Here is a 12577-nt window from a genome sequence, read left to right on the forward strand (position 1 = left end):
AACTATGAGGAGGATGAAAGATGAAAATCGTTATCGCTTCTGATTCTTATAAAGAGACCCTTACCTCGCGACAGGTGGGGGAGGCTGCCAAAGAGGGGCTCGGACGCGTGCTGGATGCAGAAATTATTGTGTGCCCCATGGCCGACGGAGGAGAAGGGACGATGCGTGCGTTAGTGGATGCTTCCGGAGGAGAAGTAGTTACCGCCAACGTGTCCGATCCTTTCGGAAACTTCTTGGAAGCTCCTTATGGCATTTCCGGAGATGGCAGCACGGCAGTGATCGAGATGGCGGCCGCTTCCGGTATTCAGCACACGACAGCCGAGACGAGGGACCCGACGATCACTTCCACTTTCGGTACAGGGCAGTTGATCAGTCACGCTCTCCGGCAGGGCGTACGATCTTTTATTATCGGACTCGGCGGAAGTGCGACGAATGATGCGGGTGCAGGGATGCTTCAGGCACTGGGCGTTTCCTTCACAGATGAAAACGGGGAGGAATTGGCGCCGGGCGGAGCTTCTCTCTCCCACCTGGCACAAATAGATACGAGCGGGATGGATCCGAGAATCAAACAGTCCCACTTCCGTATCGCCTGTGATGTCGATAACCCTTTAATCGGGGACGATGGTGCCTCAGCCATATACGGTCCGCAAAAAGGAGCGTCCCGGGAAGACATTGCTCTACTCGACCGTGCCCTTGCGAATTTTGCAACTGTCGCCGGGGGGCAGGTGGAGCGGGACATCGTTCACACCCCAGGCGCCGGTGCAGCTGGGGGGATGGGGGCTGCCTTTCTTGGATATTTCCCCTGTTCACTTGAAAAAGGGGCTGCGATTGTGGCAGACGTAACCCAGTTGAAAAAGCATATGGAGGACGCTGATATTGTCATCACGGGAGAAGGCGGCATCAACCACCAGACGGTGTTTGGAAAAACGCCCGTGTACGTAGCGAAAATGGCGAAGGAAAATACTCCTCCGTTACCTGTAATCGCCTTATGCGGCAGTGTCGAAGAAGGGTACGAAACAGTGTTTGATGCAGGAATCGACGCCGTGTTCAGCACAGTTGCCGGACCCGCCGATCTGGAAGAGTTGAAGAGGGTCTCCTTTCAGAACGTGACGCAAACCGCAGAAAATGTGGCCAGACTGATGAAACTGCAGCGATAGCAATATCATATTATTGGATTACCCTGGGAGGACTTTTGTCTTCCCTTTTTTGTTTTGGGAAGACTCCCACCTTTCAAAAAAACAAAGGTTAACAAAAATTTGTTCGTGTTATAAAAACATTAGGAATTTATGCCTAATTCAATGCAGGTCGTGGTAAAGTTTATTTAAAGAAGTCATTGTTCAGTAGCTCTCATCATTCATCCATACTTAACTCTTCCGGGGCGAGTGACGAGAGAAGAAGTTTTCCGTATTTTGTCGGTACCCCGGGACGACGATGACACTCGGAATGTTGCAGAAGGCGAGGGTCGGTCAGCACTAAAGGTATTCCACACATACGGGAGGGGTCATTATGGCAGGTATCGAACCGGCAAAACCGGTGTATAAACGATTCTGGTTCTGGACGATTTTACTCGCAGTAGTGCTGGTCATGGGAAACCTTGGAGGGGAAGTCGAACCGGAACAGACAGAAAACGCTTCGAACAGTGAAGAAAGTGATAATGATGATGAGGTAGAAGCAAGTACGAAAGATAAGGAAGTAAAAGAAACAAGTGAAACAAAAAGCGACGACACATCTGCGGAGAAAGAAGATGAAAATGAGGCAGTAACAACGTCCCGGGAAAATGCAGTTCAGGAAGCCGAGAGCTATCTGAAAGCCTCACCTTTCTCCCAAAAGGGGCTCGTTAATCAGCTGGCTTCCAAAGCCGGAGGTGACTATCCACGGGAAGATGCTGAATATGCGGTGCATCAGTTAGATGTGGACTGGAATGAACAGGCACTAAAAAGCGCCGAGAATTATATGAGTGTGAGCACTTTTTCCGAACAGGAGTTGAAAGAGCAGCTCACATCGGATGCTGGAGAAGGGTTCACGGAGGAAGAGGCACAATACGCCATCGGTCAAATTGATTTCGGTAAAGAGGAAGCTGTGGAAGAAGAGCCTTCCGAGGAACCTGTAGAAGGAGAACCTTCTGAAGAGCCGTCCGAAGAAAGTGGGGGAGCAGAAGGTGAAATAACCACTTCACAAAAGAATGCCCTGCAGGAAGCGGAGAATTATCTGGAGTTCACGGCTTTTTCCAAACAGGGACTGATTGACCAGCTGTCTTCTGAATATGGAGGCGGTTACCCATTGGAGGACGCCGAGTTTGCGGTGAATCAGCTGGATGTGGACTGGAACGAGCAGGCAGTCAGAAGTGCAGAGAGCTATTTGGAGTACAGTTCGTTTTCGGAAAGCGGATTGAAACAGCAGCTTTCTTCGGATGCAGGAGCCCAATTTACCGAAGAGCAGGCTCAACACGCAGTCGAACAGATGGATTTCGGAGGAAACGAAAGTACTACGGATGAGTCCTCTGATGAGGACGGCAGTTCAGATGGTTCTATGACGAAATCTCAGCAGAACGCGGTGGCCCAGGCGGAAAGTTATTTGGAGTTCAGTGCTTTCTCGAAAAAAGGTCTGATTGACCAGCTGTCTTCTGAATACGGGAGCGGCTATCCACGCGAAGATGCTGAGTTTGCGGTGAATCAGCTGGACGTGGACTGGAACGAACAGGCAGTGAAAAGTGCGGAGAGTTACCTGGATACGATGTCTTTCTCCAGATCCGGACTGATTGATCAGCTGTCTTCGGAGTATGGAGGCGGTTTTACGCGGGAACAGGCGGAATACGCAGCCGATCAGGTCGGTTTATAGATTCGTTAATACGTAGTTATAATTGAAACAATAGGGTGAAAATAAAAAATGCTTTCCATTAGTGATATGGAAAGCATTTTTTGAGGTCGAAATTAATGGTCGTGATCTTCCATTCCTTCGGCTCTCGTCTTGTGTACGGTTCCGTGGTCGTGTTCCGGAGGCGCATAAATAGAGTAGATTTTGAGCGGCTTGTCGCCTTTGTTTGTTATGTTGTGCCATTTTCCTGCCGGAACGAGTACTACATCATCGTCGCCTACTTTCTTTTCGAAATCCAGGTTATTCTCACTGTCTCCCATCTGTGCAAGACCTTCTCCTTCTTCCACCCGGAGAAACTGGTCCAGTTCGTGATGGACTTCAAGACCGATATCTTCTCCCACATCGATACTCATCAAAGTGACCTGAAGATTCTTTCCGGTCCATAAAGCTGTGCGGTAGTTCGTGTTCTCTTTAGTTGCTTCTTCAATGTTCGTTACAAACGGCTCCGCGCCGTAATCTTTCAATTCCATCGTCTATCCCTCCTGAAGTAGTAATATGAGCTTCTTACTATGTACCTGTTTCTTACAGAAATTAAACGTGGAGCACAGAGCTTAATGCATTCTGCAGTTATTAAAAACAGAGTCCACGGGGAGGAACCCCCCCATGGAACTCTGTTATAAAACCGTGCTGAAACTTATGCTTTTACGAGAGCTTCTTTGCCGTAGTAAGAAGCTTTGAATAGTTCTTTCATCTGTTCGAAAGATGTTTCGCGCGGGTTGGTGCCTGTGCATGGATCTTCGAGAGCGTTCTCGGCCATCGTGTCCAGGTGCTTGTTGAAGTCTTCTTCGGGTACACCGAAGTCCTGAAGAGTCGTTGCAAGACCGAGGTCTTTGTTGAGCTGATAGATGTATTCTACAAGAGAATCGGTCAGTTCAGCATCACTGTTCCCTTTCAGGTTAAGACGGCGGGCAACTTCGGCGAAACGATCTTCCACTACTTCACGGTTGAACTGGATGACGTAAGGAAGATAGATCGCGTTAGCATAGCCGTGCGGAATGCCGAATGTCGGACCACTTTTGTGGGCCAGGCTGTGCACGTTACCGAGTACGGCGTTCGCAAAAGCCATTCCTGCCATCGCCTGAATGGTGTGCATCTGTTTTGCAGCTTCCTGATCCCCTTTGTAGGAAGCGAGCAGGTTATCTTTAATCACTTCAGCTCCCCCGAGGGAAAGGATATCTGTATACAGCGTGCGTGGTTTCGCTACGTACGCTTCAATCGTATGGGTGAAGGCGTCCATGCCTGTATAAGCAGCGATATGCTTAGGAAGTTCCTCAACCATGACAGGGTCGATGATAGCGACATCCGGTGTCAGTTCAAAGTCTGCCAGCGGATATTTCACGTTCGTCGTTTCATCGGCGACGACGGACAGGTTGGATACTTCGGAACCACTTCCGCTTGTCGTCGGAATGCCGGCGAATTTCGCTTTCTGGCGAAGACGCGGCAGTTCGAACGGTTTTACAGCATCTTCAAAAGAGAGATCCGGATATTCGTGGAAAAGCCAGATCGCTTTGGCGGAGTCCATCGCAGATCCGCCGCCGATACCGATAATCCAGTCCGGCTGGAACTGATCAAAGTCTTTTGCACCTTTTTTCACCGCTTCGAATGTCGGTTCTGTATCGTAGCCTTCAAATACTTCTGTTTCTATATTCGCAGCTGCCAGGTGTTCCTGGATCTTCGTAAGGTTTCCGTTTTGTTTTACGGAACCGCCGCCGATGACCAGTGCGGCTTTCTTCCCTTCAAAGGATTCCAGTACTTCCAGTGCGTTCTCTTCAAAATAAATATCGCGCGGAATCGTAAAACGACTCATAAATAATAGCCTCCTTCAGTTGGCTTCGTTGATTAGTCTCTTCCTGATGACAGTTGCCGTATTAATGAAACGGCAACGCTTGAGCAGTGTTCCCTCTCTGAACTTCATTAAACAAAAAAATTCTAGTTATGGTTATTTAAGGGAACGATTACTGTCGCTTGGGGAGTGTTCCCCGTGTTCACTACATTAAACATAAATATTATAAAAGGTTTACCGGGATTTTAGACGAATGATATATGTAGAAGGTAAATGCAGGAGTTCACGCATAAGCAGAAGGAGGGGAAACCGGGGATGAATAAAAATGAATCGGACCGTCGTCTGGAGGAGCGTCTGGATAAGCTGGAAAGAGAAATGGAAGAAATAAAATCTATGCTTAAAGACAGAGAACCGGAAGAGAAAAAGGGGATAAAACAACCGTTTTTTTCTCAACCGGAAAAGCATGATTCCTACTCGTCCGAAGAAACGGAAAAAGGTTTGGGGGAAACGAAGCCTGCAAAGAGAGACTGGGAAGCATGGATCGGGCAGGTGTGGCTGCCGCGTGTGTTCATCGTTGTCCTGCTGATCGGTGTGGTATGGGCCTTCCAGTCTGCCGTCGAGAACAACTGGATTACGGAACCGGTCCGGGTACTTATCGGCTTTGTATCTTCCGTAGTACTCGCCATTACCGGGGTGTACCAGACGAAGAAAGAGCGGAGAGGACTCGGGGTAAGTCTGATCGGTGGCGGAGCAGGTATATGGATATTTTCCACCTTTGCAGGTACCGTTCTGTACGGGCTGGTTCAAACGCCGATCGCTTTTGTTCTGTACGTTTTCGGTATTTTTACGGGATTATACCTGTCACATATATACAAATCCCAGGCTCTCGCCGTCTTTTTGACTATAGCCGGTTTTTTCGTGCCATTTCTCGTTGGAGGAGAAGAGGGGAACTTTTTCGTATTCTTTTTTTATGAAATGCTGCTCGTTGTGACGCTCGGTTTATATGCATGGAAATGGAGGTATATGGTTCTGTTGTACGCGGGAACGCTGCTTCCTTCCGTTACGTTTTTCGTTTATGTGATAGCATCTGCGCTGGCAGATTCACAAGTGAACAGTATCGGCCCTATTGATCAGTATGAGATATTCGCCTACACCGTCGTAGCGATACACATAGGCCTTTCCGCACTCCTGTTCTATTCGGATGCTCTATCCAGGGCGAAGGGGGTGCTTCTGTCTCTTACGTTTATAGCTGCACTGATCTGGCTGTTTGTAACTCCTCTTTCTCCTGCTTCTATATATGAATACGGGTGGGTGACTCTGATTGTTTCCGTACTCGACGCTTTTCTCGTCACAGGCACTCTTCTTTACGGAGGGATTGCTTACCGGAGCCGAAACAACCGGGGTATGCTTTTTCACTTATATACACTGTTCGCAGTGGTGCTTGGTACGTTCGAGATATTCCGTATTTTCGATTACGAAGGGTACGCGATTCTATACCTTGTGGAAGCGATCGCTCTTTATCGTCTCGGCTTCGGCATCAACAGCCGGGTGCAAACCGTTCTAGCATCCATCTTCTTTATCATCGGTGCCTCCTTAACACTCAGCAATCTCGAGTATATTGAATCCGCAGTGGACGTACCGGTATTTGAGGGGATCACCGCCGCCATCGTAGCAGGGCTCGCTTATTTGCTGTTCCGTTCCTATACGGGTAATAAAGTGATGACGGGTATCGTCCGGCGTACGTGCATTTACGTATTTGCTGGAGCAGGGCTAGGTTTTGCACTTCTTACCTTGACGCAGGTAGCCTTCCAGATTGGAGAGGAGAGCTTTTATGACTACCGGGACATAGGGGTATCAATAAGCTGGATCCTATTCGCAGTGGCTGCGTTGACAGCGGGAATTTTAAAAGACAAGAGACCGCTCCGTGTTTTCGCGATGATATGGATTTTCATTACGCTCGGAAAAGCCTTTCTGGTCGATATTTCCTATATCGATGCTATCGTACGCGGTCTGCTGTTTATAGGGCTTGGTGTTGTGGGAGTGCTGGTATCAAGGTTTTTCTATCGTTCGAATAAACAAAATAGCAGCAAAAAACGTTGAAATAAGTTAGACAGATGAGTTATTAGTAAATCAAGATTCTTTAAGAATATAACTGACCTTGTCGCTGTTTTTGTCAGTAAAGAGGTGGGAGTGGCTCATTTCTCCTTTATACAGTGATCGTCGTTTCAAGAATGAGTCAACCTGTCTAAATTTATTTTACTTTTATGTGTTCGCCCTTCTTTGTTAAATGTAATCAAACTCATAAAGGTGGTTTTAGGTTGAATAAAAAGTTAACTTTTTATAGTTATGGTTCTTTTATTAGTAGTCTCTTTACCATGCCCTTTTTTTATTTACTTATATACGATTTTATCCCGGTGAATTTCCGTTTAGGTATTGTAGTAATGGGTGTCATGATTTTGGCTACGTTCGTATTAGGTATAATGGCTTGTTTTAAAGATGGAGAAAAAAATTATTTAGCGGTTATTTCATTTATTATAGGAGCAGTAAATTTATTCGTTTTTGGTACTGGGTTATTGATGTCTCAAATGGCGTCCGCTTAATTCAAAAAAATGCCGGTGGTTTACTAAACTACACCCCGATTAGCGGGACACTTATAACAAGTGTCCCGCTAATCGGGTATATAGTTCAAGTTGAGCTCTAGTACCTGGACTGTTCTTATATCACACTAATATCTTCCCGTCTTCCATATGAACGACCCGGTCTGCGTAAGAAAGCATCTCCGTTTCGTGGGTGACGAGGAGGGTGGCCATGCCACGCTCTTTCGTCATGTCTTCGAGCAGCTGCATCACTTCTTCCGACTTTTTCGAATCGAGACTTGCCGTCGGTTCGTCGGCGAACAGAACGGAAGGGCGGTGGATAACGGAGCGGGCGATGGCGGCACGCTGTTTTTCTCCTCCGGACAGGGAAGAAGGGTAGGCCTTCCTGCGATGAGAAAGCCCTACCTTACTCAGAATAGCTGTTACTTCTTCTTCCTCTTTCTTTTTCCCGGCCACCTCAAGCATCATGAAGAGTTGTTCCTCCACGGTAAGGAAAGGGACTAAATGGGACGACTGGAAAATGAATCCGAATTCCTCTGCCCGCACTTTACGTAACTTTTCCTCCTTCACATCAGCCAGGTTTTTTCCTTTAAAACTGATTTCACCCTCGGAAGTTTCCTGCAGACCTGCGGCTATGGTGAGCAGCGTACTTTTCCCTGAACCGGAAGCCCCGGTCAAAGCAGTGATTTCTCCCGGGCGCAGGGAGAGGTTCACGCCTTTCAGTACTTCCTCTTCGACTTCTCCGTTTTTGAATGTTTTTCTGATATTCTTTAAATGAAATGTTTCCATAGTTACCCCTCTCCCTGCTGGATCGCTTCCAGCGGTTTAATTTGACGAATGCGCAATCCGGAAAATGTGGAACCGATAAAACCGACGACGAGAAATACGACTGCAAGAGCCAGAGTCGTCGAAATAGGAAGATCATAAGGCATCGCTTCCGGCAGGAGAACTCCTGCGGTCTGACCTGCGAGGCCGGAGAGCAGTACAGCCAGGCTTGTAATCGTCAGCATCTGGACCCACATCATATAAAACAGGCGTCTCGTACGAACACCGATCGCTTTCAGAATACCGAACATGCCCGTTTTCTGTACGTTCATCATATAGAAAAAGATCGCAAATAACATGCCGCTGATCAGGACGAGAAACCAGAGAATCATCGACAGAGTCATCTGTTCCGCCTGATAACTCGGGATAGAGGACAGGAATTCGCTCTTCGAAAACGTCTCCAGTCCGCTTATATCTTTTTCATTCTCTGTATAAAGAACTTGGAAATCTTCGATACGGAACATAGAAGAAAACTCTTCCTGATTTACGAAAGCGGCCGGGGAGTGGCTGAATCGTTCATTATCCGCGAACCCGGTCACTTCCAGTTCTTCGCCCGTCTGTGGGTGTGTGAGCGTATCACCCACAGAGACCCCTTCTTCTTTAACAGACGAATCGAGTACAACCTCTCCTTTATCGGGCTGCGGGAATGGGGAGGCCGAGGTGGAATTGAAGAAAGCGAGCGAGTACTTGCGTTCCGATTTCTCCAGCCCTCCCATCTGCACGGAAAAAGCGTAATTGTTCTGACCGGTGGCACTCTGTACAGTGGCTTCATCCAGATTGGAACGGGTGTACGAACCTTCTGCATCCTCCGTTAAATGAAAATTCCCCTCGGGCAGATTCCGGATGGACGCCATATTGTCCTCCGAAAGACCGTTCGCGAGTCCGGATAATAGAAAAGTCAGCAGGCTGATCAGGAAAACTACGGCTCCTATGATAAGAAACCTCGTTTTATTTTTTTTCATTTCTTTTAATGCCATATTCATCTGTTCTTCAACCCTTTCTGTATAATAAAAACCTTTCGTTCCTTCTACTGACTATGGTAAATCAGCAAGGTGAACGAAAGGTTAACGGGGTGTTACAGCTGAGGAAGAGTAATTGTGAATACCGTGCCTTCTCCAGGAATGCTCGAGACGCTCGCCGTTCCTCCGTGAATTTCGGTGACTTCTTTGACTATGGAAAGGCCGAGTCCGGTGCCGTCTGTCGTGCGTGACCGTGCTTCATCCGCCCGGTAGAAGCGGTCGAACGCACGGCTTATTTCCGCTTCACTCATCCCTATCCCTTCATCCCGGACGGATACCGTGATTTCTTTATCCATATTCTGTAATGACACGTGGATGGAAGAATCGGGTTTTGAGTATTTGATGGCGTTGGTAATGAGATTGTCCCATACCGCCTGGAGAAGTTCCGCATTCCCGCTGTATGTCACTTCATCAAAAGAGTACGTCAACGCCAGTCCTTCCGAGCTGATTCTCCAGTGGTAGCGCCGGAGAGTCTCTTCCAGCTGGCGTTTGATATCGAAACTTTGCCGTTCGATAAGCTTTCCGCTGTCTTCGATGGAGGAAAGAAGGAGGAGCTGCCTCGATAATGTAGACAGTCGCTCTGTTTCATCCTGAATAATATTGATATATTCCGTTTTCTCCTCTTCGGATAATTTGGGGTTTTCCAGCAGGTGACTGTACCCGCGTATGTTCAGCAGGGGCGTCTGAATATCGTGGCTGACGTTTGAGACGAAGTTACGCCGGAGCCGATCGACTTCCCCGAGCCGATCGATCATGGAAGAGAAGTTTCGTGCGAGCGTTCCGATTTCATCTTTCCGGTGAATGTCCGGATGCACAGTGAAGTCCCCTTTTTTAATGACGTCGGTCGTCCGGGAAAGCTTGCGGATCGGGTGGACGAGAATCCCGGAGAAAAGAAGCATCGCCAGAAGACTCAAAATGATGATGACAGCTGTCATCTGACCGAAGAGAATGTGAACTTCGTTAAAAAGAAGTTTAATATCCGGACGCAGGAACAGTGCATGAGGCTCACCTTCTATCGTTACAGGCACACCGACAGAGTTCCGCAGTTCGTTCGCGAAAAATCCGGTTACGAAAATTCCTCCCGAAAAATCCCTCATGCCGTGATACGTTTTTCCATCGATGACGCGCTGGACGTCTTCTTCCGGAAGATCTTTTCCATCAAAAGGATTTCCGAAAAAACTGGACTTCTCCGGTCCCTTCAGAAACAGCTGATAACCGGTAGCGGCCGTAGTGGACAGGTAGGCCTCCGGATTGTCGGCCGACTCGGCGTAAGAAGCTATCTGTTTTGCGATTTGCATGTTCTTTCTGTCGGTTTCAGGCTTCAGGTTGTTCTGATAGTAAGCATTCGCCAGAAGAAAACCGATGAGAAAACTGGCGCTCATAATGATTAGAGTGTACAGTAGAAATTTTGTATATAGGGATCTCACTACCCGTTCACCTCAAGCCTGTACCCGACGCCGCGTACCGTCTGTATGGTAACACTGTGGGTAAGCGGTGCGAGACGCTCTCTTAATCTTTTTATGTGGACGTTAAGCGTACGCTCATCTCCCTCGAATTCAAGACCCCACACCTGTTCAATCAGATGGTCTCTGCTGAGCACACGGTTGGGAGTGGAGGCGAGGAGAGCGAGAAGGTCGAATTCCTTCAGCGGAAGCATGAGGTGACTGGTACCGATCCGGACGTCGTAATTATTCCGGTCGATGACGAGTTCTCCCGCAGCTAACGACTGGACATTCGGCTTGTCGTATCTTCTGAGAACGGCTTCGATCCGGAATAGCAGTTCTTTCGGTTCAAACGGCTTCACGATGTAATCGTCCGTCCCGGCCCGGTATCCCTGTTCTTTGTCGTGCAATTCGCCTTTAGCCGTGAGAAGTATGACGGGAAGACCATACTCTTCCGTGACTATTTTCGTTAAGGCGTATCCGTCCGTGCCGGGCATCATGACATCGACGACAGCCAGATCGATACCTGACTTATCCAGCACGGATACAGCTTCGTCTGCATTGGAAGCTCTGTATGTCTCGTATCCTGATGATTCAAGTGTCCGGGAGACGAGTTTTCTGATATAGGGGTCATCATCTGTAATTAGTATAGAAGTCATGCGTTTCATCCTTTCCTGTACATTCCTTCTTTTAGAATAACAAAAGAAGGTGAACGGAAGGTGAACAGGCACTGAATTTGAATAAATTCCAGGCAGATGATATATTCAAAAAGTAACGTAAATCGTAATGATTACGATTTACGTTACATTATTTATTATTATTAATTAAATACAAAGTTATATTTACAGGGAGGTTCATATAGAATGGCTAAAAAGTCGAAGATCGCGAAAGAACAAAAGCGTCAGCGGATGGTCATGCAGTACGCCGACTTACGTAAAGAACTGAAAGAAAAAGGGGATTACGAAGCACTTCGGAAGCTTCCACGTGACTCATCTCCGACCCGTCTCACCGGCAGATGTGAAGTGACGGGGCGTCCGCGCGGTTATATGAGGAAATTCAAAATGTCCAGGATCGCTTTCAGGGATTATGCACACAAGGGACAGATACCGGGGGTAAGTAAAGCCAGCTGGTAACCCTTTGTGATATTGTGCTAAAAGTAAAAGCCGCAATAACAACCGGAGGCAGAGGTCCGGCGTTGTTGCGGCTTTTTAGTTTTGTGCCTTTATAAGTGATGACGGTTTACCTCAGCTTAGTGGAACCTCCGTCGAGCATAAGCGTCTGTCCCGTCATGTAGTTGGAGTCATCCGATGCGAGGAAGACGGCCGCTTTTCCGATATCTTCTTCCGGATCACCGAAGCGCTGCATCGGAATGTTTCCGAGCACTTTTTTATAGTATTCAGGATTGTTTGCTGCCCACTCCTGGACACCTTCGGAATTGGCTATAGGGGAGATGAGGTTGACATTTATTCCGAATTGCCCGAGCTCATTCGCAGCTACGCGCGTCATGCCGCGGATCGCTTCTTTTGCAGCGGCGTAAGATAATTGATTGGCGTCTCCATTGATTCCTGCGCCCGAGGCGAAGTTGATGATCGACCCTTCCGTTTTCTTCAAATGAGGTATGGCTGCCTGCATAAGATAGAAGGTAGGGTAGAATCCTGTATTGAAAGACAGATCCATATCTTCTTTCGTCGTTTCAAGGAAAGAAGCCATTTTTGATGCGTGCGCATTGTTCACAAGGACATCCAGACCTCCGAATGTTTCCACCGTTTTATCGACGATGGAAGACAGGGCGGCATGGTCGGTCAGATCTGCGTGGATGAACAGACTGTCCGCACCACTGTTCTTCAGATGTTCTGCGGCTTTCTGGCCGGTTTCTTCATTAACGTCAACGAGTACGACGTTCGCTTTCTCTTTGGCGAATGCTTTGGCGATACCGAAGCCGATACCTCCGGCTCCGCCTGTGATAATAGCTGTTTTTCCGTTAAGTTTACTCATGTGAAATTCCTCCTTTTACAGTTATATTTTATCACTGGGGAC

At 47.8% G+C, this 12577-nt stretch carries 12 protein-coding genes; 5 read left to right on the forward strand and 7 right to left on the reverse strand.

All coding sequences use genetic code 11. The annotated features are described in order from the left end of the window. Positions 1-20: 20 nt before the first annotated feature. Positions 21-1157 (forward strand): glycerate kinase, encoded by a 1137-nt coding sequence (locus BLU03_RS09385; RefSeq protein ID WP_093107381.1) that lies wholly within the window; start codon positions 21-23, stop codon positions 1155-1157. Positions 1158-1506: 349 nt separating this feature from the next. After that, a complete protein-coding gene (locus tag BLU03_RS09390) occupies positions 1507-2838 on the forward strand; it encodes an Ltp family lipoprotein (RefSeq protein WP_093107383.1) in 1332 nt (443 codons plus the stop codon). 92 nt (positions 2839-2930) lie between these two features. Here the strand turns inward: BLU03_RS09390 and BLU03_RS09395 are convergent, their stop codons facing one another. After that, entirely contained in the window at positions 2931-3344 is a 414-nt protein-coding gene (locus BLU03_RS09395) for a cupin domain-containing protein (protein WP_093107384.1), read from the reverse strand. 164 nt (positions 3345-3508) lie between these two features. Then, entirely contained in the window at positions 3509-4681 is a 1173-nt protein-coding gene (locus tag BLU03_RS09400; RefSeq protein WP_008587311.1) for an iron-containing alcohol dehydrogenase, read from the reverse strand. Between the two features lie 291 nt (positions 4682-4972). Here BLU03_RS09400 and BLU03_RS09405 point away from each other — a divergent pair, with 291 nt between their 5' ends. Together BLU03_RS09405 and BLU03_RS09410 are read left to right on the forward strand one after the other, a co-directional pair. Then, positions 4973-6757 carry a DUF2339 domain-containing protein gene (locus tag BLU03_RS09405; RefSeq protein ID WP_176765456.1) on the forward strand — a complete coding sequence of 595 codons (1785 nt, stop codon included), beginning with the start codon at positions 4973-4975 and terminating at the stop codon, positions 6755-6757. A gap of 218 nt (positions 6758-6975) precedes the next feature. Further along, positions 6976-7257 carry a hypothetical protein gene (locus tag BLU03_RS09410; RefSeq protein WP_093107387.1) on the forward strand — a complete coding sequence of 94 codons (282 nt, stop codon included), beginning with the start codon at positions 6976-6978 and terminating at the stop codon, positions 7255-7257. Positions 7258-7377: 120 nt separating this feature from the next. Here BLU03_RS09410 and BLU03_RS09415 read toward each other — a convergent pair whose 3' ends face one another. The 4 genes from BLU03_RS09415 to BLU03_RS09430 form a co-directional block, all read right to left on the reverse strand. After that, the gene (locus BLU03_RS09415; RefSeq protein ID WP_093107389.1) at positions 7378-8043 is read right to left on the reverse strand and encodes an ABC transporter ATP-binding protein; all 666 of its coding nucleotides are present in this window, start codon (positions 8041-8043) and stop codon (positions 7378-7380) included. Between the two features lie 2 nt (positions 8044-8045). After that, complete coding sequence (locus BLU03_RS09420) at positions 8046-9062, reverse strand: ABC transporter permease (protein ID WP_093107391.1); 1017 nt, start codon at positions 9060-9062, stop codon at positions 8046-8048. A 92-nt stretch (positions 9063-9154) separates the two neighbouring features. Beyond that, a complete protein-coding gene (locus tag BLU03_RS09425; protein ID WP_093107393.1) occupies positions 9155-10525 on the reverse strand; it encodes a sensor histidine kinase in 1371 nt (456 codons plus the stop codon). Continuing rightward, positions 10525-11199, reverse strand: a complete 675-nt coding sequence (locus BLU03_RS09430) for a response regulator transcription factor (RefSeq protein ID WP_093107395.1) — start codon at positions 11197-11199, stop codon at positions 10525-10527. The genes BLU03_RS09425 and BLU03_RS09430 overlap by 1 nt, the downstream gene beginning before the upstream one ends. Positions 11200-11403: 204 nt before the next feature. Here BLU03_RS09430 and rpsN point away from each other — a divergent pair, with 204 nt between their 5' ends. Further along, entirely contained in the window at positions 11404-11673 is a 270-nt protein-coding gene (gene rpsN, locus BLU03_RS09435) for a 30S ribosomal protein S14 (protein WP_093107397.1), read from the forward strand. A 106-nt stretch (positions 11674-11779) separates the two neighbouring features. On the opposite strand, the gene BLU03_RS09440 is transcribed toward rpsN, so the two are convergent. Further along, positions 11780-12535, reverse strand: a complete 756-nt coding sequence (locus tag BLU03_RS09440; RefSeq protein ID WP_076571029.1) for an SDR family NAD(P)-dependent oxidoreductase — start codon at positions 12533-12535, stop codon at positions 11780-11782. Positions 12536-12577 lie beyond the last annotated feature (42 nt).

Source organism: Salimicrobium album (assembly GCF_900107115.1).
Lineage (GTDB): Bacteria > Bacillota > Bacilli > Bacillales > Halobacillaceae > Salimicrobium > Salimicrobium album.

What these genes read in the sequence shown, in the direction of transcription:
- BLU03_RS09385 (WP_093107381.1), top strand. Translation starts at nt 21, where the DNA reads ATGAAAATCGTTATCGCTTCTGATTCTTATAAAGAGACCCTTACCTCG.
- BLU03_RS09390 (WP_093107383.1), top strand. Translation starts at nt 1,507, where the DNA reads ATGGCAGGTATCGAACCGGCAAAACCGGTGTATAAACGATTCTGGTTC.
- rpsN (WP_093107397.1), top strand. Translation starts at nt 11,404, where the DNA reads ATGGCTAAAAAGTCGAAGATCGCGAAAGAACAAAAGCGTCAGCGGATG.
- BLU03_RS09415 (WP_093107389.1), bottom strand. Translation starts at nt 8,043, where the DNA reads ATGGAAACATTTCATTTAAAGAATATCAGAAAAACATTCAAAAACGGA.
- BLU03_RS09430 (WP_093107395.1), bottom strand. Translation starts at nt 11,199, where the DNA reads ATGACTTCTATACTAATTACAGATGATGACCCCTATATCAGAAAACTC.
- BLU03_RS09420 (WP_093107391.1), bottom strand. Translation starts at nt 9,062, where the DNA reads ATGAATATGGCATTAAAAGAAATGAAAAAAAATAAAACGAGGTTTCTT.
- BLU03_RS09395 (WP_093107384.1), bottom strand. Translation starts at nt 3,344, where the DNA reads ATGGAATTGAAAGATTACGGCGCGGAGCCGTTTGTAACGAACATTGAA.
- BLU03_RS09405 (WP_176765456.1), top strand. Translation starts at nt 4,973, where the DNA reads ATGAATAAAAATGAATCGGACCGTCGTCTGGAGGAGCGTCTGGATAAG.
- BLU03_RS09400 (WP_008587311.1), bottom strand. Translation starts at nt 4,681, where the DNA reads ATGAGTCGTTTTACGATTCCGCGCGATATTTATTTTGAAGAGAACGCA.
- BLU03_RS09440 (WP_076571029.1), bottom strand. Translation starts at nt 12,535, where the DNA reads ATGAGTAAACTTAACGGAAAAACAGCTATTATCACAGGCGGAGCCGGA.